Annotated in this window: 20 protein-coding genes; 12 read left to right on the top strand and 8 right to left on the bottom strand. The window is 62.7% G+C overall.

The genetic code is table 11. The features are described from left to right. Positions 1-121: 121 nt before the first annotated feature. From HCR84_RS16610 to HCR84_RS16590, 5 genes are all read left to right on the top strand, one after another. The gene (locus tag HCR84_RS16610; protein ID WP_166979110.1) at positions 122-1,336 is read left to right on the top strand and encodes a sugar ABC transporter substrate-binding protein; all 1,215 of its coding nucleotides are present in this window, start codon (positions 122-124) and stop codon (positions 1,334-1,336) included. Between the two features lie 73 nt (positions 1,337-1,409). After that, positions 1,410-2,381: a carbohydrate ABC transporter permease gene (locus HCR84_RS16605; RefSeq protein ID WP_166979113.1), complete on the top strand. Its 972-nt coding sequence runs from the start codon at positions 1,410-1,412 to the stop codon at positions 2,379-2,381. Between the two features lie 11 nt (positions 2,382-2,392). Beyond that, on the top strand, positions 2,393-3,253 hold the full coding sequence (locus HCR84_RS16600; protein WP_166979116.1) for a carbohydrate ABC transporter permease: 861 nt from the start codon (positions 2,393-2,395) through the stop codon (positions 3,251-3,253). Positions 3,254-3,295: 42 nt separating this feature from the next. Further along, positions 3,296-4,084: a ThuA domain-containing protein gene (locus tag HCR84_RS16595; RefSeq protein WP_166979120.1), complete on the top strand. Its 789-nt coding sequence runs from the start codon at positions 3,296-3,298 to the stop codon at positions 4,082-4,084. Further along, positions 4,081-5,193 carry a Gfo/Idh/MocA family protein gene (locus HCR84_RS16590; RefSeq protein WP_235940747.1) on the top strand — a complete coding sequence of 371 codons (1,113 nt, stop codon included), beginning with the start codon at positions 4,081-4,083 and terminating at the stop codon, positions 5,191-5,193. Before HCR84_RS16595 ends, HCR84_RS16590 begins: the two co-directional genes overlap by 4 nt. Before the next feature lie 23 nt (positions 5,194-5,216). Here the strand turns inward: HCR84_RS16590 and HCR84_RS16585 are convergent, their stop codons facing one another. Beyond that, positions 5,217-6,236: a class I mannose-6-phosphate isomerase gene (locus HCR84_RS16585; protein ID WP_166979123.1), complete on the bottom strand. Its 1,020-nt coding sequence runs from the start codon at positions 6,234-6,236 to the stop codon at positions 5,217-5,219. Next, positions 6,233-7,195, bottom strand: a complete 963-nt coding sequence (locus HCR84_RS16580; RefSeq protein ID WP_166979126.1) for a LacI family DNA-binding transcriptional regulator — start codon at positions 7,193-7,195, stop codon at positions 6,233-6,235. Before HCR84_RS16580 ends, HCR84_RS16585 begins: the two co-directional genes overlap by 4 nt. A gap of 169 nt (positions 7,196-7,364) precedes the next feature. On the opposite strand from HCR84_RS16580, the gene HCR84_RS16575 reads away from it, so the two are divergent. From HCR84_RS16575 to HCR84_RS16560, 4 genes are all read left to right on the top strand, one after another. Next, positions 7,365-8,318, top strand: coding sequence for an ABC transporter substrate-binding protein (locus HCR84_RS16575; RefSeq protein WP_166979129.1), 954 nt, complete (start codon positions 7,365-7,367; stop codon positions 8,316-8,318). Positions 8,319-8,384: 66 nt separating this feature from the next. Further along, positions 8,385-9,923, top strand: a complete 1,539-nt coding sequence (locus tag HCR84_RS16570; RefSeq protein ID WP_166979132.1) for a sugar ABC transporter ATP-binding protein — start codon at positions 8,385-8,387, stop codon at positions 9,921-9,923. Continuing rightward, positions 9,920-10,909, top strand: a complete 990-nt coding sequence (locus HCR84_RS16565) for an ABC transporter permease subunit (RefSeq protein WP_208322090.1) — start codon at positions 9,920-9,922, stop codon at positions 10,907-10,909. Before HCR84_RS16570 ends, HCR84_RS16565 begins: the two co-directional genes overlap by 4 nt. 142 nt (positions 10,910-11,051) lie before the next feature. Continuing rightward, positions 11,052-11,192, top strand: a complete 141-nt coding sequence (locus HCR84_RS16560; RefSeq protein ID WP_166979135.1) for a hypothetical protein — start codon at positions 11,052-11,054, stop codon at positions 11,190-11,192. Between the two features lie 17 nt (positions 11,193-11,209). Here HCR84_RS16560 and HCR84_RS16555 read toward each other — a convergent pair whose 3' ends face one another. The 3 genes from HCR84_RS16555 to HCR84_RS16545 all read right to left on the bottom strand — a co-directional run bounded on the left by HCR84_RS16555 (position 11,210) and on the right by HCR84_RS16545 (position 13,820). Continuing rightward, complete coding sequence (locus tag HCR84_RS16555) at positions 11,210-11,503, bottom strand: hypothetical protein (RefSeq protein WP_166979138.1); 294 nt, start codon at positions 11,501-11,503, stop codon at positions 11,210-11,212. A gap of 682 nt (positions 11,504-12,185) precedes the next feature. Beyond that, positions 12,186-13,022, bottom strand: a complete 837-nt coding sequence (locus HCR84_RS16550) for a PfkB family carbohydrate kinase (protein ID WP_166979141.1) — start codon at positions 13,020-13,022, stop codon at positions 12,186-12,188. A gap of 12 nt (positions 13,023-13,034) precedes the next feature. Then, on the bottom strand, positions 13,035-13,820 hold the full coding sequence (locus HCR84_RS16545) for a GntR family transcriptional regulator (protein WP_166979144.1): 786 nt from the start codon (positions 13,818-13,820) through the stop codon (positions 13,035-13,037). Positions 13,821-13,981: 161 nt separating this feature from the next. Here HCR84_RS16545 and HCR84_RS16540 point away from each other — a divergent pair, with 161 nt between their 5' ends. The 3 genes from HCR84_RS16540 to HCR84_RS16530 all read left to right on the top strand — a co-directional run bounded on the left by HCR84_RS16540 (position 13,982) and on the right by HCR84_RS16530 (position 17,773). Then, positions 13,982-15,409, top strand: coding sequence for an MFS transporter (locus HCR84_RS16540; RefSeq protein WP_166979147.1), 1,428 nt, complete (start codon positions 13,982-13,984; stop codon positions 15,407-15,409). A gap of 72 nt (positions 15,410-15,481) precedes the next feature. After that, positions 15,482-16,462, top strand: a complete 981-nt coding sequence (locus HCR84_RS16535) for a nucleoside hydrolase (RefSeq protein ID WP_166979150.1) — start codon at positions 15,482-15,484, stop codon at positions 16,460-16,462. Positions 16,463-16,609: 147 nt separating this feature from the next. Then, positions 16,610-17,773, top strand: coding sequence for a Fic family protein (locus tag HCR84_RS16530; protein ID WP_166979153.1), 1,164 nt, complete (start codon positions 16,610-16,612; stop codon positions 17,771-17,773). Between the two features lie 155 nt (positions 17,774-17,928). On the opposite strand, the gene HCR84_RS16525 is transcribed toward HCR84_RS16530, so the two are convergent. From HCR84_RS16525 to HCR84_RS16515, 3 genes are all read right to left on the bottom strand, one after another. Then, on the bottom strand, positions 17,929-18,405 hold the full coding sequence (locus HCR84_RS16525; protein WP_268921444.1) for a PIN domain-containing protein: 477 nt from the start codon (positions 18,403-18,405) through the stop codon (positions 17,929-17,931). After that, on the bottom strand, positions 18,405-18,623 hold the full coding sequence (locus HCR84_RS16520) for a type II toxin-antitoxin system VapB family antitoxin (RefSeq protein ID WP_166979158.1): 219 nt from the start codon (positions 18,621-18,623) through the stop codon (positions 18,405-18,407). The genes HCR84_RS16525 and HCR84_RS16520 overlap by 1 nt, the downstream gene beginning before the upstream one ends. A 142-nt stretch (positions 18,624-18,765) precedes the next feature. After that, complete coding sequence (locus HCR84_RS16515) at positions 18,766-19,743, bottom strand: helix-turn-helix transcriptional regulator (protein WP_166979161.1); 978 nt, start codon at positions 19,741-19,743, stop codon at positions 18,766-18,768. Between the last annotated feature and the right edge of the window lie 76 nt (positions 19,744-19,819).

The raw sequence follows: 19,819 nt of genomic DNA, 5'->3' as shown, positions 1-19,819 counted from the left end.
ATACGCCGAGCATAACAACCAGATAAACGCTTAACTATTTTCTTGACAGAGTCGATCTGTCGACTGATACTCGGTTACGGACGAAGAGTTAAGCGCTTTACTTTAGGCAAAGGAGCCAACAATGCGTCATCGCCGGTATCTCACCGTTCTGGCAGCCGCCGCGGTCGTGCCGATCGCGCTCAGCGGATGCAGCGGCGGATCGTCGGGCAGCTCGGGTGATCCAGACACCCTGACGATTCTCGATTACTACAACAACGAACCAGACAAGACCCTCGTGCAAGAGACGCTCGACACCTGCGCTGCCGACCTCGGGGTCACTATCGACCGCGAGTCGGTTCCGGGAAAGGACCTCATTCAGAAGGTTCTGCAGCGCTCATCGTCGAAGACGCTTCCCGACGTGCTCATGCTCGACAACCCCGATGTGCAAGAAATCGCCGCGACGGGCGGGCTCTCGCCTCTGAGTAACTACGACGTCGACACCGAGGGGTTCGCCGACGGAATCATCGAGGCTGCAACGTACGAGGGCGAGCTCTACGGGCTCGCTCCTGCCGTCAACACGCTCGGGCTGTTCTACAACGTCGACCTTCTCGAGGAGGCCGGCATCGATCCGCCCGAAACCTGGGCCGAGCTGAAGGATGCCGCGGCAGCACTGACCGACGGCGACCAGTACGGAATCGCGTTCTCGGCGATCGCCACATACGAGGGAGCCTGGCAGTTCCTGCCCTTTATGTGGACGAACGGCGGAGACGAGACAGACCTCGACACGCCTGAGGTGCAGGAGGCGCTGCAGCTGTGGGTCGACCTCGTCGACGACGGCTCGGCATCGAACAGCGTTCTCAACTGGTCGCAGGCCGATGTGAAAGACCAGTTCGCGGCGGGCAAGGCGGCGATGATGGTGAACGGCCCGTGGCAGATTCCCGCGCTGAACGAGACGGATATCAACTGGGATTCGGTGCAGGTTCCCGTGAACGAGGTCGGTCAGACTCCCGTTGCCCCGCTGGGTGGCGAAGTGTGGACGGTGCCTGAGACGGGCGATAGAGACAAGCAGGCAAAAGCCGCCGAGTTCGTCGAGTGCATCTCGAGCGACGACAACCAGCTGGCCCTCGCCGAGTCTCGCTACCTGGTGCCGACGCGCACGGCTCTCTCAGAGGAGTTCGTCGAGAAGATGCCCGAGATGAAGTCATTCACCGAACAGGTTGCCAACGCACGGTCGCGTACCGGGAAGCTCGGCGAAGACTGGCCCGAGGCGGCGACGGTGATCTACAACGCCATTCAGCTCGCCATCACAGGCAAGGCTCCGGTCGACGAAGCCTTCTCACAGGCATCCGAGGGCTAGCGCGATCCGCCCCCAGACATTCACCGAACGGATGCCCCGCCCACCGGGGCGGGGCATCTCGAAAGGGTCGATGATGACACCAGTGACACGCGAGTCGCGGCAGGCGGCACATGAGTCAGAGGCGGATGCCACGCGCGCGGCCCCGGTTGCCCCGCGCCGTCGCCGCAGGTTCACGAAAGACAACATCGTCAAGGCGATGTTCATCGTGCCCGCGGCGATCTACATCGTGCTCTTCTTCGGCTACCCCGTGGTGAAGAACCTCCTCATGAGCCTGCAGGAGTACACGACGAAGACCTTCTTCACGGGCGAGGCGCCGTTTGTCGGAATCGAGAACTACCTCACCGTCGTTGACAGCAATCTCTTCTGGCCGTCGATGACCAACACCGCACTGTTCACCATCGGGTCGATCGCCGGCCAGTTCACCATCGGCCTTGCGCTGGCCGTCTTCTTTAAGCGACGGTTTCCGCTCAGTGGGTTCTTGCGGGCAATGCTCCTGCTGCCGTGGCTGCTTCCGCTCATCGTCGCCAGCGCCACATGGCGCTCAATCATGGACAAAGACAGCGGCATCCTGAATCAATTTCTCACCGGCGTCGGGCTTGATGCCGTTCCTTGGCTGACAAGCCCGTCTGTCGCGCTGACCGCTGTGATCATCGTGAACATCTGGATCGGCATCCCGTTTAACCTCACGATTCTCTATGGCGGGCTGCAGGACATTCCCGGCGAGCTCTACGAAGCCGGAGCGCTGGACGGGGCGACGGGATGGAAGGCGTTCTGGCACATCACCGTGCCAAACCTGCGCCCAGTCGTGAGCGTCGTTCTGGTGCTCGGCGTCGTCTACACTCTCAAGGTTCTCGACATCATTCTCGGTATGACGAATGGCGGCCCGGCGAATGCAACGCAGACGCTGGCGATTCGTTCGTATCAGGAGTCGTTCGTGAACTTCGAGTTCGGGGTGGGTGCGGCCTTCAGCAACATCCTCATTGTGATCTCGCTCGTGTTCGCCGTGATCTACCTGCGGGCAAATCGCCGCGCGGTTGACGAGTAAGGGGCGCCGTCATGACAACAGTTCTTCTCACCGTCGATGCGGCGGCCGCCCGCCGTGCTCGCGCCCGTTCGACGCGTTCTGTCAGCTACACCGTGCTCGGTGTGGTGTTTCTCGCGATCATGCTGTTTCCCGTCTACTGGATGATCAACGCGTCGCTGCAGCCCTCGGGCAACACGCTCACGGCCGATTTCTTTCCCCTCAACCCCAGCTTCGCCGGCTACGAGAAGGCGATTGCCGACCAGGGCGGAAACCTTGTGACGAGCCTCATCGTCTCGCTCGGCACTGTCGTGCTGAGTCTGGCGATCGCCGCGCCGGCGGCGTATGCGCTTGCGCAGTTTCGCTACCGCTGGATCAATGTTGCGCTTCTCGCGATTCTCATTTCGCAGATGATTCCGGGAATTGTGATCGCCAATGCGCTCTACGCTGCGTACAACGATATTGGTCTGCTCAACTCGTATGCTGGCCTCATTCTTGCCGACGCCACGCAGGCAATTCCATTTGCCATTCTGATTCTTCGCGCGTTCATGCTGGGGGTGCCGCCCTCGATCGTCGAAGCAGCGCGCGTCGATGGCGCGGGCCAGGTGAGGGCGTTTGTGTCGATCGTGCTGCCGATCGCGAAGAATTCGCTCATCACGGCAGGGCTTTTCGCGTTTCTCTTCTCGTGGAGCGACTTCTTGTTCGCCCTCACGCTCACGACGACAGAAGACATCCGCCCGGTCACGCTCGGCATCTACCAATACCTCGGCACGCAGGTCTCCAACTGGAGCGCCGTCATGGCGACGGCCGTGCTGTCGTCGATCCCAGCGATTGTGCTGCTTGTGCTCGCGCAGAAGTTCATCGCGGCCGGGGCGACGGGCGGCGCCCTCAAGTAACCACGACCCACGAGAGACTGACTCACAAGAGAAAGGCCAGCCATGTCTGGAATCACCACGCCCGAATACCCGATCCGCGTTGTCGTCTGGGGTGAGAACCGCCACGAGCAGGTGCAGCAGAACGTGCGAGACATCTACCCCCACGGCATGCACACGACGATCAAGGAGGGAATCGACGAGCACCTCGGCGAGCGGGCGTCCGTCACGACGGCGACGCTCGATGACCCCGAGCATGGCCTCACCGAGGAGGTGCTTCAGAATACAGACGTGCTCGTGTGGTGGGGGCACGCGGCCCACGCCGAGGTTGCAGACGAGATCGTCGAACGCGTTCACCGTCACGTGCTCGCGGGCATGGGGCTGCTCGTGCTGCATTCGGGGCACTGGTCGAAGATCTTCGGCAAGCTCATGGGCACCTCGTGCACCCTGCGCTGGCGGTCAGAAGAAGATCGCGAGATCGTGTGGACGGTCAGCCCCTCGCACCCGATTGCTCGGGGCATCCCTCACCCGTTCATCATTCCGCAGCAAGAGATGTACGGCGAGTTCTTCGACGTTCCGGCGCCAGACGAGCTCGTGTTTCTCTCGACATTTTCGGGCGGCGAGGTGTTTCGCAGCGGCATGACGTATCGGCGCGGCTATGGCAAGATCTTCTTCTTCAGCCCGGGCGACCAGGACTTTCCGGTGTACCACCAGAAAGAGGTGCGTCAGGTGATCGCGAACGGCATCGAGTGGGCCAAGACCCTGAGGCCCGAGCGCACCGACCCTGTGCTGCTGCGATACGAGACCGAAGACTTCTACAACGGCCGGGGTTACCAGGGAGCGATGCACAGTTGAGCGAGTTCAGAACGATCACGGATGCTGCGCCGCTGCGCCTCGTGCAGGTCGGCGCGGGCGGCATGGGGCGGGCGTGGATTCGAACGATCACCGCGAACCCCGACGTCGAGCTTGTCGGTCTCGTCGATATCAACACGGATGCCGCACACGCCGCTCTTGAGCAGGCCGGACTGTCGGGCATCGTCGTGGGAACGAGCACCGCAGAGGTTGCCGCGCAGTCCGGAGCGCACGCTGTTGTGAACGTCACGGTTCCTGCAGCGCACCATCCGGTGAACGTCGAGGCGCTGTTTGTCGGTCTTCCCGTGCTGTGCGAGAAGCCCGCCGCGCCCACCGTCGCGCAAGCGCTCTCGCTTGCGGCAGCCGCATCCGTCAGCGGCGAGCTGCTCATGATCAGCCAGTCGCGCCGCTACTACCCCGAGCTTGCCCAGCTGCGCGCCATCGCCGGCGAGCTCGGCGAGATCGGCGCGGTCACAACCGAGTTCTTCAAGGCGCCGCACTTCGGCGGGTTCCGCGAGCAGATGCCCCACGTGCTGCTCGTCGATATGGCGATTCACGCCTTCGACGCCGCGCGCTACGTTCTCGACGCCGACCCGGTGGCGGTGTACTGCGAAGAGTGGAACCCCGGTTTCAGCTGGTTCGACGGTGCGGCGAATGCCACGGCGACGTTCGAGTTCGAGGGAGGCACGCGCTACGTGTATACGGGCAGCTGGTGCGCCGACGGCATCGAGACGTCGTGGAACGGCACCTGGCGCATCACGGGTGCGGGCGGATCCGCGACGTGGGATGGTGAGGGGATGCCGCGGCTGCAGCGCCTCGACGAGCCGACGGTGACAACACCGGATGCCGCCGATTCCGGCGCCGCGCGGGAGATCGCTGGCTCGCTCGCCGAGTTCGTCTCGGTGCTGCGCTCGGGGCAGACGCCCTCGGGGGAGATCCACTCAAACGTCTACAGTCTGGCGATGGTCGAAGCGGCGGTGCGGTCAGCAGAGACGGGCGCTCGGGTGCGGCTCGCCGCCGTGCTTGACGAGGCGCACCGAGAGGCGCTCGCCGCGGAGCGCCGTGACGACGTGCGTGCCGATCTCGAGAGGAGTTCGGTGCTCACGAGCTGACGGCTGCGCTGCCTGCGCCCCGGTCACCGGGGCGCGGGCGGCCTGCAGTGAAGAATCGTGGATGCTCCAGAAAGCGTGACGGCCCCGCATCCGTGGGGAATCACAACCGTGTCGCCGCGCGCAATGGGGGCGTGAAATCCGGTGGCTGTGGTGATCGTTCCGGCGCCCTCGAGAGAGATGAGAATGCCGAAGCCGGCATCCACACGCTGAGGTTGCTCAACGCGCAGGGTCTCCGCGCGAAAGTAGCTGTCCGCCGAGGCCGGGAGCGTGTTTCCGGCATCCGCTCGTGTGACGAGCTGGTTGATCTCGCCCATGGTGAACGCCTCTGCGGCGACGGCTTCCAGCGCACGATCGAACCCGAGCCCGAGATGCCCGTCCCGGGGCCCGTCGAGATCGTAACCGTCCCACTCCAGCAGAATCGACATGTCTGCGGGCTCCTGGACTTCGACGAGAAAGACACCCTTGCCGATCGCGTGCGGCACCCCGGCAGGAACGAAGATGAAATCGCCGACGTTCACCTGAACGCGGTGCATGGCATCGAGCATCGCCGCCACGTCTTGTCTGTCGACCCAGTCCCGAATCTCGTCGGGGCGAACGCTGCGGCGAAATCCCAGGTGAATCTCGCCCGCGTCGAGGATGTGCCAGGCCTCTGCTTTGCCATGCCGGGCGCCAAGGTGCGCCCGCGCGAACACCCCGCCGGGGTGGATGTGCACGGGAAGTCGCTCTCCGGCGTCGAGAAGCTTGACGAGCAGCATGGAGTCGGGACCGTAGCTGCGCACATGCTCGTCGCCCAACCATGCAACGGGGTTGGTGCTGATTGCGTCGCGCAGCAGCTGCCCGTTTGGCAGCACCGTGAGCCCGAGATCGTGCTCGCCGAAGAGCGATGTCGTCGATGCCACCCAGTCTTCCGGGGTGAATGGAGCTGACGCCTCCGTCGACCGAAACCGGGAGATCTTGGCGCCCCCGTCATAGAACCGCGCAGCAGGCTGATTCGCCCCGAGAAAGACGGGGGTGAATGTCGACGCATCGCCTTCGGCGGTCATGCCACTCCTCGCTTCTCTCGGTGGGTCGGCAGCACGATCGATTGCGGTTCGAACTGCTCGCCGTCGATTCGGCGAAAGAGCAGCTCGGCGCCCAAACGCCCGATCGAATGCTTGTCATAGCTCACGACGGAGAAATCACGGGGCATCAGGTCTGAGAGCTCGAAGTCGTCGAACGTGACAAGCGGCTCTGAGCGTCCGTTCGCCCACAGAGCGCGGAGCGCCCCGATGCCTGAGCGATTGTTTCCGCAGAAGAAGGCGGTGGGAGGGTCGTCTCGCTCGAGCATCGTCGAGGTGGCGGCGAACGCGGCATCCGGTGTTGCCAGATCCGTCGCGATGAGACCGTCATCGTGCTGCAGTCCGGCAGCGACGAAGGCGTCCTTGAGTCCGCGCAATCTCTCGTGCATCGTCGGCATGTTCAGAGTGTCGAAGAGGCCCGCGATTCGGGTGTGGCCGTCATTGATGAGGGCGAAGACCGCCTCACGTGCACCGTTCACGTTGTCGAGCACGACGCTGTCTGCCTCGATGCCTTCCGGGCGCCGATCGAGATAGACGACGGGAATATGGGGATCGATTTCCTGCGCCAGGGCGGATTGATCGCCGCTGGTGGGAACGATAAGCAGTCCATCGAGTCGACGGCGCACCAGATCTCGAACAACCACCCGTTCATCGGTGACATCCTCGCCAGACGGAGCTGTGATCAGCTGAGCTCCGTTCGCACGGGCGACGTCGGCGATCGCCGAGGCGATCGCCGCGTAGAAGTCATTGTTGAGGTCTTTGATGAGCAGTCCGATTGTGCGAGACGGCGCGCCCGTTCTCAGAGCGGATGCTGCGGGGTTGGCGCGGTACGAGAGCGCTGCCGCAGCGGCCCGAACGCGCTCGGCAAGCTCCGGATTCACGGTCGTCACCCCATTGACGACCCGCGAGACTGTCTTGATGCTCACGCCTGCGCGGGCAGCCACATCTCCGATGGTTGCGCGCCTGCGCGAATGTTTCGACTCCATAAACTTCCTCTAGACAACGATGTCTCACCGACTATAGTTTGTTCGAACGGCAACGTTCGGTGGTTTGGATTCTATCCAGACAACGTTGTCTCGCGAAGTGCCAGTTTTGCTTGACGAGGGAGTGAGCATGAAGACAACGAAGTCGCTGTTTCTTATCGGAGCAGTCTCAATCGCGGCGGTGTCCTTGACCGGCTGCACGAGCGACTTGGAAGCGGGAGGGGACACCGACGGCAAGGTCGAGTCTGTCGCGCTGATGGTGCAAGACCTCAGCAACCCGTTTTTCGCCTCGATGAACAATGGCGTGAAAGCCGCCGCAGAAGAGCTGGGAGCGACATACACAGCTCAAGACGGACGCCAGGATCTTGCAGCGCAAAACGACCAGATCGACGCGTTCATTCAGCAAGGTCTCGATGTCTTGCTTCTGAACGCCGTCGATTCCGAGGGCATCGGACCCGCTGTTGACCGCGCTATTGACGCGGGAATCACTGTCGTGGCTGTCGACGTTGGCGCGAAAGGCGCTCAGGCCACCGTGACGACAGACAACGTACAGGCCGGCGAGATCTCGTGCCAGGCACTCGTCGATGACATCGGCGGTGCGGGCAACATTCTGATCGTCGACGGAACGCCCATCACATCGATCCAAGATCGAATGGAAGGGTGCCAGAACGTTCTTGACGAGAACCCAGACGTGAAGGTCGTCGCGACGCAGAACGGGGACAACGGCAGAGAGAAAGCTCTGACGCTGACCACAGACATGCTGACGGCGCACCCAGACGTTGTGGGTATCTTCGGCGTGAACGACCCCACAGCTCTGGGAGCCGTACTCGCGGCTCAGCAGGCGGGGAAGACCGATATCGCGGTCACCGGCGTCGACGGATCCCCTGAGGCCGTCGCCGAGATGGGCAAAGACGACAGCCAGTTCATTGCAACGGCTGCTCAAGACCCGTACCTGTTGGGAACGACGGGGCTTGAGATGGCCGTGAAGCTACGAAAGGGCGAGACGCTCGATGACGACCTCGTGCTCGTTCCGAGTTCGATCGTCACACGCGAGAAGCTCGACGAGTACGACGGCTGGAAGTAGAGACGCAGTGGCCCCGGCCACGCGCCGGGGTCGTCACGCGGTCGGACTATGACAATGGAGCAGAACATGAGTCAACCGCTCTTGACGATGTCAGGCATATCCAAACGGTTTGGAGGTGCCGTCGCCCTCGATGACGTGCACCTTGACCTGCACGCTGGCGAAGTTCACGCGGTGATGGGAGAGAACGGCGCGGGTAAATCCACGTTGATGAAGATTCTGTCGGGTGTCTACACGCCTGACTCTGGGAGCATCAGCCTCAACGGGGACGCCGTGACCTTCCAGAATCCACGTGATGCGTTGACCAAAGGCATCGCGATAATTCACCAGGAGCTCAACACGGTCGGCGACATGACCGTTGCAGAGAATCTTGCGCTTGGTCAAGAGCCGAAAAAGTTCGGTGCGGTGCTCGATCGAAAGTCGCTGCGCAGTTCCGCTCGCGAGAAGCTGAACCGAATCGGTGTCGACATTTCGGTGGACCAGCCGTTGAATCGGCTGACCATCGGAATGCAGCAGATGGTCGAGATTGCGCGCGCCATTGCCGAAGACGCAAAGGTGCTCGTTCTCGACGAGCCGACGGCCGCGTTGTCGCAAAGCGAGGCCAAACGCCTGTTCGCCCTCGTTGACGAGATGCGTTCAGAGGGAATGGCGTTGGCATACATCAGCCATCGCATGGAGGAGGTCTGGCAGCTGTCCGATCGCATCACCGTTCTTCGCGATGGCAAGTGGGTGAGTTCCACGATGCGGGGCGAGATCACCCCAGAGCACGTCGTGCAGCGCATGGTCGGCAGGGATGTGGACAACCTCTACGTCCATGAGGATCGCGCGCCAGCTCAGGTGGTCTTGGACGTCGAGGGGCTTACGAACGGTGCGGGAATCGGCCCTGTCGACCTGAGTGTCCGCGCGGGCGAAGTCGTTGGGCTCGTCGGGCTGATTGGTGCGGGCAGAACCGAGTTGTGTCGCATGATCTTCGGAGCCGATCGCAGTTCCAGCGGCCGAATCTCGGTAAATGGGCACCGCGTCGTGATCCGCAAACCGAGTGATGCAATTCGACAGCGAATCGGGATGCTGCCAGAGAGCCGTAAGGAGCAGGCTCTCTTTCTCGATCTCTCCATCAGAGATAACACAGCGATGAGCAGTCTGAAGCTGTTCACCCTTGGTGGTGTGCTGAAGTTGCGAGCGTTACGCAAGGCCGCGCAGAACGAGGTGAAGACCTTGCGCATCCGCAGCACATCGATCAGTCAACTCGTCTCGGGGCTCTCGGGTGGAAACCAGCAGAAGGTCGCCCTGTCGCGGTGGCTTCTCGTGAAGCCCAAGGTGCTCATCCTCGATGAGCCGACGCGAGGCGTCGACATCGGCGCCAAGCAAGAGATCTACCGCATTATCAACGATCTCACGCACGAGGGCGTTGCCGTGCTGATGGTCTCGTCAGATCTCCCAGAGGCGCTGGGAATCAGCGATCGCGTGCTCGTCTTTCGAGCCGGAAAGATCGTCGACGAGATGTCACGCGAAGAAGCAACAGAAGAGGCAGTGATGATGGCTGCCACCGGACTTTCGGACAACGGTCCCAGTACGTTGTCCAGCAAACAGCTCGAGGGAGACGAATGATGTCGACACCCACTCAAATGGAGAAGACTGCGCAGCACGAGCCTCGCAGGTTCGACGTAGCACTGGCGTGGGAGCGTTTCGGCATTCTCGCTGTGCTCGTGATCCTCGTCATCTTGATGAGCGTGATCGCCCCCAACTTCCTCAGCCTGACGAATGGTCTGAACGTCGCGCGGGCCGTATCGATCAACGCGATCCTCGCCGCAGGTATGACCGTCGTCATCCTCACGGGAGGCATCGATCTCTCCGTTGGTTCGGCGATCGCGCTCACGGGAGTGAGCGCCGTGCTCTTGTGGACCGCGGGCGCACCGGCAATTGTCGCGGTGCTCGGCGGAATCATCGTCGGTGCACTCACGGGGCTCGTGAACGGCACGCTCATCGCGTATCTCGGGCTGCCAGCGTTCATCATCACGCTGGGTGCGTTGACGTACATTCGAGGAATCTCGTACTCGCTGACGAACGGGCGGCCGCTGATCGCCAGTGACCTCGGCTTCCGCGGCCTCGGCAACGGTGGAATTGCGGGGATCCCCACGCCTGTCGTGATCATGCTTCTTGTCTACATTGTGCTCTGGTTCGTGCTTGAACGCACCGCATTCGGCCGTCACGTCTATGCAATCGGAGGCAATGCAGAAGCTGCTCGCCTCGCCGGAATCAACGTGAAGTGGACGCTCGTTCGGGTGTATCTCATCATGGGTGCGTGTGCGGGTCTCGCCGGCGTTATCTTCGCTGCCCGCGTGGAGAGCGGGCAGCCGAAGGCAGGCGAAGGCTACGAGCTCGACGCCATCGCCGCCGTGGTGCTTGGCGGAACGAGTCTCATGGGCGGGCGCGGCAGAATCGTCGGAACGCTCATTGGTGCGCTCATCATCGGGGTGCTGAGCAATGGTTTGGTGCTCATGAATGTGCCATTTTTCTACCAGCTCATCGTCAAGGGCGCCGTGATCGTGCTTGCTGTCGGAATTGATGGCCTGAAGAACCTCAAACGCCTGTAGCGGTGCAGGGGGGGGTGACATCGCGCGACACTGTGCGCACACGCCTGCGTGAGGGAACGCCCTCGGCATTCCCGTTCTCGCTCAGGCAACGTCTGGCGTCGCCGACTACCTCGCGCGCGAACAGACTGCGGGTCGCATTGCAATGAATGCTGACGTCAACGTCCTCGCTCTCTCACTGGTGGGGACAGGGCATCTGCTGTTCGCGGGAGAGCTCGGAGCGACGCCCGATCGCAGCGCTGTCGACGAGATCGTCGAGTCGATCATGGTCGGCGCGCTCGCGTGAACGCGTGCTGAGGGAATCTAGATGAACGCCTTCAGCGCCTCACGTGCCATGGTGATGGTGCCTGCGCTCGCGGCATCGAGGAGCGGGCCGAGAATGTCGAGGATGCTGCCCAGAAGCACGTCGACAAGCTCGAGTGACTTCTTGAGCCTCCGAGTCCGCCGCTGTCGCGCCTGTGTCGGGGCATCTTCGCGCGCCGAGACTGCAGGTGCACGAGTGTCTTCTCGAAGCGTCTCGTCGTGAAAGGCTCGGATCGCACGGACTTCGCTGTGCAGAAGTTCGGCGAGTTTCTTGGTTCGAGTGTCAGCGCGCAATAGACGATGCGCCCGATTGATCGCCGCGGCGCCCGGGTCGCGGAGCGTCTCGAAAACCTCGCCCTGCGCAACGGTAGCGCCGACTACAACGAGCTCTCACGCGGTCGGCCGCTGCGCAACGCGATCGCCGACAATGCCGCTACTGCGCTGTGTACGAGGCAGATGTGCCGTAGGGGTGCTCTATGTGATCTCTTTACTGCTGTTCTTCACCACCCGGATTGACCTCCTTCTCGGAATAGTTGAGCTTGACCTGCGAGACCACGCGATCGTGGTCGTTTCAGTCAGTTTCTACGGCAGACTTTTGAGAAGCCGAGTTCGTTCTTCTGGGCTCAGCCCATAGTGCCGCCGAGGGGAAGGGCGCGGCGGAGGCAACGATTTTCGACTGCCGGATGCTGGCACCGCGGCGTGACAGGCTCCGGCATTCCGCAGCCTCCGTCAGCCGGACAGCCCGGACCGGAGGCGAACTCGTTCCACTGGTGCCAGATGAGCGTTCGCCCAACAAGCTGTGCGGCGGGGCGCAGTGACCCCGCGAGTCACGCTTGTGGCGTTGCCGGTATTAATTGGGGGCCAACTTTTGCTATGCAAAGCCCCCACGTGTATAGCAAAAGTTGGTTCTTGATTTGCGCGAGCAGTGAGGCCAGCTTGGGAGTTCAGCCAGGTCAGCCAGAGGATGCCGCGCTGACTACGTCGTGTAGTGCTCGAGGCGCTCGAGGTCGGGCTGCGACGCCGGGTCGACGACGGCCGCCGCCCCGACCGCGTTCGCGGTGCGCAGCGCAGCCTCATAAGGGAGGCCCGCGCGAAGGGCGATCGTGAGCGCCGCGCAGAATGCGTCGCCCGCACCGACGGTGTTGACGGGCCTCGTCTTGACAGCATCCGCGAACGCCACCTGCTGCCCACGCTCCAGCATCGCAGAGCCCTTCGCCCCGTAGGTGACGGCGACCAGCGCAGCATCCGCCAACTCGGGGATCAGCTCGTACTCCGTCTCGTTGACGATGATCAGGTCAGCGCGCTCGATGAGTTCGGCGGGCAGCGGCATAGCGGGCGCCGCGTTCAGCGCGACGTAGCCGCGGCAGCGTCGAGCCGCTTCAGTGACGGTGTCGAGCGAGATTTCCAATTGCGCCAGAACTGTGTCGGCTTCGGAAAACTCGACGCCGTCGATCGAGACGTGGGCATTCGCCCCCTCGCACACGGCGATCTGGTTCTCCCCGGCAGCATCAACAACGATCAGCGCCGTGCCCGTCTCGGTGTCGACCGTGGCCACGTGCGTGAGATCGACTCCCGCGGATTCGAGGGCCCGGCGCATTGCTGCTCCATCGGCATCCGACCCGACGGCTCCGACCATGCGCGTGCGTGCGCCAAGCCGCGCCGCCGCTGCCGCCTGGTTGGCACCCTTGCCGCCGGCCTCGCGTGCGAGGCGTCCGCCGCCGACGGTCTCGCCCGGGCCAGGCAGCCGCTCGGTGATCGCGGAGATGTCGGCGTTGATGCTGCCGACGACGGTGAGCTCGATGTCGAATTCCATGGGGTCCTCGGGTCAGTTTGACGGGGTTTGAATGACGGTCAGGTGCCCGACGCGCGACGAGACGATGCACTTGGCCAGGTAGACGGGCGTCGCGTTGTGCTCGACCACCTGCGTCAGGATGATGACAGGATCGGATGCCGCAAGCCCCAGCTGCTTGCCTCGGGAGGCACCGACGACGCTTGGCGTGATCTGGCACGAGCTTGCCGAGAAGATTGATCCGCAGGCTTCGAGCAACCCGGCGAACAACGTCGCATTCTGCTCGGCCGCCTGCTGGAACGACGCCGCGATTGCCGGACTGATGTCGCTGAGATACCGGCCGGCGGGAAGATGCTCCTGCACGATTGCTATCGGCTCGTCTGCGCGAGACAGCACGCTCTCGCGAAACCAGGTGTTCGCCTCGGGGTCGAGGCCCAGGTTGCTCGACACGAATTCGGTGTTCGGCTGCATCACGAAGGTGGTCGGTTTCACGGTGACGGGATGCTCGGCATTCGCGAGTGCCACTTCGAACGGGCGTAGGTCTTCGAGCCCGACTTTGGGAGCGGATGCTGCGACAAATCGGCCGACTCCGCGTCGGGTGGTGATGAGGCCGTCTTCCTCAAGCAGCATGAGCGCTTCGCGAATCACCGTGCGGCTCACTCCGAGTGACGTGCCGAGTTCGGTCTCGCGGGGGAGTGCGGAGCCGAGGGGAAAGACGCCGTCGCGGATTCCCTGCGTGATGCGCGTGTAGGCGGCGACCCGCAGCGGTTGACCCACGGTCGTCGTGAGTGGTTCCGCGAGGAACTCGTCAATGAGGGCCATCGTGCTCCTTGCATCCGGTCGCGCTTCTGCGTCGGCTCCATTCAATCAGAACAACATCCTCGCTTTGCACATGTTGTACCCGAGAGGTATAACATCGTACTAGTTGCACACGAGATCCTCCCCGGCATCCGCCCCCTACCCTCAGACAAAGGAGTCTTTTCATGTCATCAACTCGAGTCACTTCCTCGGGAGCGGCATCCATTGGCCCGAGCCCGAGCGGTGATGGAAAGCTCCACGGGCGCCGCGCGATCGGGCTCGTCGCGACGCTGATTCTCGCGGTCGTGGCGTTTCAGCTGAATGCCAGCATGATCACGCCTGCGCTGCCCGACATGGCGCGCACCCTCGGCGTCGACATCGACTCGGTGTCGCAGGTATCATCGCTGTTCTTCCTCGCCGGAGCCGTCGGTGGCGTGCTGCTCGCGCGGTGGAGCGACTTCATCGGTCGCAAGCGCGGACTGCTGATCGTGCTCGGCATCCTCTCGGTCGGCACTCTGCTGTGCCTGTTCGCGCCGAACCTGCAGATTCTGCTCGTCGGCCGCGTGCTACAGGGCGCCTCAAGCGCGGCGTTCCAGCTTTCCTACGTGATTCTCAACGAGTCGCTGACGAAGAAGATGTTCGGCACGATGCTCGGTGTGCTCACCGCGATCAATGGCGGTGTGGGCGGCATCGACGGCTGGGTCGGAGGGCTGCTGACCGACGCGTTCGGATTCCGCTCGCTCTTCGTCGTGATCTTCATCGTCGGCATCCTCGCTCTCGTGTGCGTGTGGTTGACCGCGCCGAAAGACACGGGCGCAGCATCCACAGGAAAGATGGACTGGTGGGGCGCCGCCGCTCTCTCGTTCGGGCTCATCGGCATCACCTACTTCGTGTCGATCGGTGGCGCGCAAGGCTGGTTCGCGCCGCTCAGCATCGCATTTCTGATCGGAACGATCCTCGCGTTCGCCGCGTTCGTCTTCATCGAGAAGCGTCGCACGACGCCGCTCATCGCTGTGGAACACCTGAAATCCCGCCAGGTATGGCCGGTCATCGCAACAACAGTTCTGACGCTCTCGAGCGTGTTCGCCGTGATCAACTTCACTGTCGTGATGCTGAGTCAGGATGTTGAGATCGGGTTCGGCATGAACGCGGCGACAAGCGCCCTGATGTTCCTCGCCCCGCCCGCGCTGATCGGGCTGGCGGCGGCTCCGTTCGCCGGGTGGCTTGCCGGGAAGGTCGGCTGGGTCAGCATCCTTCGAATCGGTCTGGTGATCTGCCTTGCCGCGCTCGTCGTGATCACGATGTTCCCGCAGAGCCAGTGGGTCGTCTTTGCCATGATCGCCATCCTCGGCGTCGCCTACAATGGATTGGTTCTCACCACGTCGAACGGGCTCGGCGTCATCCAGTCGCCGATCGAAGCGCCGTCTGCGCTGCCGAGCATGAACAGTGCCGCGTTCGGCATCGGTGCGAGCCTCGGCATCGCGATTGTCGCGCCGTTCGTCGGATCGGGTGGCATCGGCGGTTACACGACGGCGCTCGTGATCTCTGTCGTGATCACTGTGCTCGCGCTTGGTGCGAGCCTTGTGCTGAAAGCGGCTCCCGCCCGCGAGTGACCCCGCAGATTCTCCGCCGGCACCCGCCGCACTCATCACGACGATCTCCAACCCTCACCGTAAGGAACTTCTATGACCCGCCCCGTCTACTTCGACTGCGACACCGGCGTTGACGACTCCATGGCTCTCGCCTATCTGCTGGCCTCGCCCGAGATTGACCTCGTGGGCATTGGCGGTGTGCACGGCAACGTGAGCGCTGCGCAGGGTGTGACGAACACACTGCGGCTGCTGGCGCTCGCCGATCGCGGTGATGTGCCGGTGGCGGTTGGGCGTAACGATCCGCTCGTCGGGGAGTTCGCTGGCGGAGCTCCGCACGTGCACGGCGTGAACGGTATCGGCAACATTGAGATCCCCGCGACCAGCGCAATGCCGATCGGTGAGGATGCCGCAGACCTGCTGCTCCGGCTGTCACACGAGTACGACGGCAACCTTGAGGTTGTCGCCGTCGGGCCGCTCACGAACCTTGCCGTTGCGCTCCACCGCGATCCGTCGCTCGCTGAGCGTGTTGTGCGGGTGACGGCGATGGGGGGTGCCGCCCTGGTGCCCGGCAACATCACGCCGCTCGCCGAGGCGAACATCGCCCACGATCCGGAGGCGGCGCAGGCTGTGATGGCAGCATCCTGGCCTGTCACGCTCGTGCCGCTCGACACGACGCTCGCCAATGTGCTCGACGAGGATGATCGCGAACGCTTGTGCACAGCCGAGGCTCCGATCGTGCGTGCGGTGGGCGCTGCCCTCGATTACTACTTCGACTTCTATGTTGACGAGTACGGTCGGCGCTGCAGCGCTCTGCACGACCCTCTGGCCGCTGCGATCGCCGTGGGTGGGATGCTGCCGCGCGTCGCGCCGGCCGTGCCCGTCGAGGTGGATGTCACTGACGGTCCCGGCCGTGGCCAAACCGTCTGCGACCTGCGGGGGCAGCGCCTGGGGCCCGTCGATCACCCGGGCGCGAACGTGCGCTTGGTTCTCGAGACGGAAGGCCCTCTGGCGCCGCACATGGTGGAGCGGCTGCTTAGTCTGACAGCTCCGGTGGCGACAGTCGCCATCGCTTAACCAGCGTCGTTCGACTGTGGTCGTGGTGCCGTAGCCGACTGACCGTGCAGGATGGGAGCAGAGCGAACCACGGTGAAGTTATAAGAATGTTTACACTTTGCAGCAAAAGTTATTGAAGAATACGTTCTTATCTTATAACTTAGGGAAATGAAGGCAAACGACTTCAGCTCGAGCCGCTTCGGTGAAGTGACTCGGAACCCGATCAGTTCGTGGACCTACCCGTACTTTCTCCCCACGGAGATACCTCGCACGTTGGAATTCAGCTCAGTGACCGCGCAAGCGTTGTCACGAGCGGATATCGCTCTTGGACGGCTCGACGGTTTGGGGCAGCTTGTCGACGACCCCGATCTCCTCTTGGGCCCTTCGATGCTTCAAGAGGCGGTTTCAAGTTCGCGCATAGAGGGTACGCAAGCCTCGCTTAGCGATGTTCTCGCTGCCGAGAGCTCGGGTGAAGAGATTCATGATGATGACGTTCTTGAGGTTCTTAACTATTTGAATGCGGCGCGGCAGGGCGTAGAGCTGCTGCAAACCCTGCCTCTCACGCAACGCTTGTTCTGCGCGGTGCATGCGACGTTGATGACAGGAGTGCGTGGCGATGAGAAGCGCCCGGGCGAGTTGCGGGCGTCGCCGGTGTGGATCGGCGGCGCGGGCGCAGGCCCGCAAAACGCAGCATTCGTTCCTCCGATCCAGGAGCACATTGGCTCGCTGCTCACCGATTGGGAACGGTTCGCCAACGAGGAGCCCACAACGACGCCTGTTGCTCGAAGTGCACTTCTTCACTACCAGTTCGAGACCATCCACCCGTTCCTCGACGGTAACGGGCGGGTTGGGCGACTGCTTATCGGCTTTGGTCTCATTCACGACCGAGTTCTTGCATCACCAATTCTTCATATCGCCGGGTACTTCGAGCGTCACCGTGACGAGTACTATGCCCGGTTGATGGGCGTGAGACAGCGCGGTGAAATCGAGGAATGGGTGTCCTTCTTCGCTGAAGGGGTTGCGACTCAAGCGGATGAGAGTGCACAGCGGATCCGCACCCTTGTCACAGCGCGTGAGCGGTACCGCCGGCAAGCATATGGCGATCGATCCACGCTACCTGGTCTCATCGATGTCATATTCGTCAATCCGCTCGTTACAACTTCGGCTGTCATGCGTGCCCTTGAGGTAAGCCAGCCGACAGCTTCGGCGCTTCTGCGAAAGGCCGAGGAACGTGGTTGGGTCGAAAGCCTTGGCCGACGGGGCCGGGGCGGACGAGGCGAGTGGATCGCTCGTGAAATCTGGGACGCAGTCGCTAGTCCGCTTGATCGTTAGATCATCGCAGGCGTTCGGCGTTCGGCGTTCGGCGTTCGATGACGAACCGCGTGTAGTGAGTGTTTCGCGTAGGGGGCATTCTGGGGTTATTCCTCACGTGTGCGCGATTTCGCTCTTCTGTCCGTGTGAGGTGTCGGTTCTACATTGCCTCGCCGTTAGTTCGGCAGCGAACCGCGCTCGGCAATCCAGCGCTGTGAGAACGCGGGTTCGACGTGCTGAATCAGCTCGAAGTCATGATCGTAGTGAACAACTGTGCAGTCATGTTGGAGCGCGGTCATCGCGATCTGAATGTCGGTGTTGCCGACGGCGCGGACCATGCCGTGTGACCAGAGGTTCCCTTGTAAGCGGGAGCAGCCTCGAGCAAATCCCGGCTGGGGATCAACGGTCTGAAAGCGACCGAAGGTGGCCGCGATCCGCGCATGGTCGGCTCTGCTGCGTGCGCTCCAGAGAGCCTCGAGAAGCTGAGGGGCGCAGGTTACGACCTCATAGCCCGCGCGAAAAAGCTCCGTGAGGGCACCCCGAACGTCCTCCACATGAGCACGCTGCCAGACGCTATTGTCAACGATAGCTCGAGGTGGAACCGATCCCGTGAGCGTTGGTGTGGTGCCCAGGGCGATGCCTTGCGACCGCATCATGATTGCGGAGGTGACCCGTTGGCGGGTTCGTGCATGCGCGAAAGGATCTCTTGAAACTCGGGATCAGCGATTGCGTCCAGTGCGTCCAGTTGGCGCTGCATCATGACGGTGCGTTGGAGTGCCGCGGTGACGGCTTCCTTCTTCGTTCGTGATCCGGTGATGCGCTTGACCTCATCGAGAAGCTCATCATCAATGTCGATGCTCGTGATGGGCATAATGCCTCCCATATATAAATCCCCTCTAGTTTATATATGGCCAATGATGATGTCACGCGTCGGGTACGGCTCTCTCATTGAACGTGATCACGAACCGTGCGAAACCTGTTCGTGGCGCACATGTGGAGAACTCACGCAACCGTCAGCATGTGGACGGTGACTGTTTTCCCGAACGCGAGAAGCGGTCTGCAAGCGTGGCGAACGCCTGTGCGAGTTCCGCGGGTTGCGCTGACTCGATGCCGGCGTCGAAGCGGCCGATGGATGCTGCGAGCGCAATCCATGACCACGATCCCGCGGCGAGGCGGCAGCTGTCAGCGGCGAGAACTTCGACGGTGCCGTCCCCGACGAACGGCGCGATCTCGCGTGCGGGCACAGCCAGTTCGACTGTACCGATGCACGGCCACGCGTCTGCTCGCTCGGAGCCCTTCAGCCGGGCGGCCACGAACGTCGCAGCATCCCCACCGGGAATCGCACGGGGCGTGAACGGGAGGTGTGTGGCAAGCCGTGGCCGTATGCGATCGATGCGGAACAGTCGCCACGCGTCCCTGTCGAGATCCCAGGCCACGAGGTACCAGCGGCCGGCTTGCGTGACAATGCCGTGCGGCTCCACGCGTCGGGCCGGAGCATCCGGAGCATTCGTGTAGTCAAAGCGCAGCACCTCCGTGTTGTGCGTCGCGGAGCCGACGGCGGCGAGCACCTTCGGGTCGACCAGTGGTGCTGGCGCATCGCCCGATCGCGGAATCGAATCTGCAGCTGCCGCGTCAATGCGATGCCGCAGGCGCGACGGCAGAACCTGTCGCACCGTGGCGAGGGCACGCGCCGACGCGTCACCCATGCCCGAGCCTCCTGTAGCTGCGACCTGAAGCGCCGCGGCCAACGCCACAATCTGCTCGTCATCGAACAGCAGGGGCGGTAACTCCGAACCAGCATCCAGCCGATACCCGCCGTCTGGCCCCATGACTGTGCTGACGCGATAGCCCAGCTGCCGCAGATGGTCGACGTCTCGACGTAGTGTGCGATGGCTGATGCCGAGCCGTTCGACGAGGGCGGCGCCTGGCCACGTTCCGCCGGTCTGCATGATCGACAGCAGAGACAGTATTCGCGGTGTCGGTGACGGCATGACGACAATCTACGCGAAGTAGCGGACGTGATCTGACCGCTACTGATGACATGCTCTCCGGGTACTCGCGACCGCA

The sequence above is a fragment of the Paramicrobacterium fandaimingii genome, assembly GCF_011751745.2.
Taxonomy (GTDB): Bacteria; Actinomycetota; Actinomycetes; order Actinomycetales; family Microbacteriaceae; genus Paramicrobacterium; species Paramicrobacterium fandaimingii.
This window is presented reverse-complemented; position numbering and strand designations above follow the sequence as displayed.

What these genes read in the sequence shown, in the direction of transcription:
- HCR84_RS16610 (WP_166979110.1), top strand. Translation starts at nt 122, where the DNA reads ATGCGTCATCGCCGGTATCTCACCGTTCTGGCAGCCGCCGCGGTCGTG.
- HCR84_RS16520 (WP_166979158.1), bottom strand. Translation starts at nt 18,623, where the DNA reads ATGCCCATCACGAGCATCGACATTGATGATGAGCTTCTCGATGAGGTC.
- HCR84_RS16535 (WP_166979150.1), top strand. Translation starts at nt 15,482, where the DNA reads ATGACCCGCCCCGTCTACTTCGACTGCGACACCGGCGTTGACGACTCC.
- HCR84_RS16560 (WP_166979135.1), top strand. Translation starts at nt 11,052, where the DNA reads ATGAATGCTGACGTCAACGTCCTCGCTCTCTCACTGGTGGGGACAGGG.
- HCR84_RS16600 (WP_166979116.1), top strand. Translation starts at nt 2,393, where the DNA reads ATGACAACAGTTCTTCTCACCGTCGATGCGGCGGCCGCCCGCCGTGCT.
- HCR84_RS16570 (WP_166979132.1), top strand. Translation starts at nt 8,385, where the DNA reads ATGAGTCAACCGCTCTTGACGATGTCAGGCATATCCAAACGGTTTGGA.
- HCR84_RS16565 (WP_208322090.1), top strand. Translation starts at nt 9,920, where the DNA reads ATGATGTCGACACCCACTCAAATGGAGAAGACTGCGCAGCACGAGCCT.
- HCR84_RS16585 (WP_166979123.1), bottom strand. Translation starts at nt 6,236, where the DNA reads ATGACCGCCGAAGGCGATGCGTCGACATTCACCCCCGTCTTTCTCGGG.
- HCR84_RS16575 (WP_166979129.1), top strand. Translation starts at nt 7,365, where the DNA reads ATGAAGACAACGAAGTCGCTGTTTCTTATCGGAGCAGTCTCAATCGCG.
- HCR84_RS16530 (WP_166979153.1), top strand. Translation starts at nt 16,610, where the DNA reads ATGAAGGCAAACGACTTCAGCTCGAGCCGCTTCGGTGAAGTGACTCGG.
- HCR84_RS16605 (WP_166979113.1), top strand. Translation starts at nt 1,410, where the DNA reads ATGACACCAGTGACACGCGAGTCGCGGCAGGCGGCACATGAGTCAGAG.
- HCR84_RS16515 (WP_166979161.1), bottom strand. Translation starts at nt 19,743, where the DNA reads ATGCCGTCACCGACACCGCGAATACTGTCTCTGCTGTCGATCATGCAG.
- HCR84_RS16540 (WP_166979147.1), top strand. Translation starts at nt 13,982, where the DNA reads ATGTCATCAACTCGAGTCACTTCCTCGGGAGCGGCATCCATTGGCCCG.
- HCR84_RS16545 (WP_166979144.1), bottom strand. Translation starts at nt 13,820, where the DNA reads ATGGCCCTCATTGACGAGTTCCTCGCGGAACCACTCACGACGACCGTG.
- HCR84_RS16595 (WP_166979120.1), top strand. Translation starts at nt 3,296, where the DNA reads ATGTCTGGAATCACCACGCCCGAATACCCGATCCGCGTTGTCGTCTGG.
- HCR84_RS16550 (WP_166979141.1), bottom strand. Translation starts at nt 13,022, where the DNA reads ATGGAATTCGACATCGAGCTCACCGTCGTCGGCAGCATCAACGCCGAC.
- HCR84_RS16525 (WP_268921444.1), bottom strand. Translation starts at nt 18,405, where the DNA reads ATGCGGTCGCAAGGCATCGCCCTGGGCACCACACCAACGCTCACGGGA.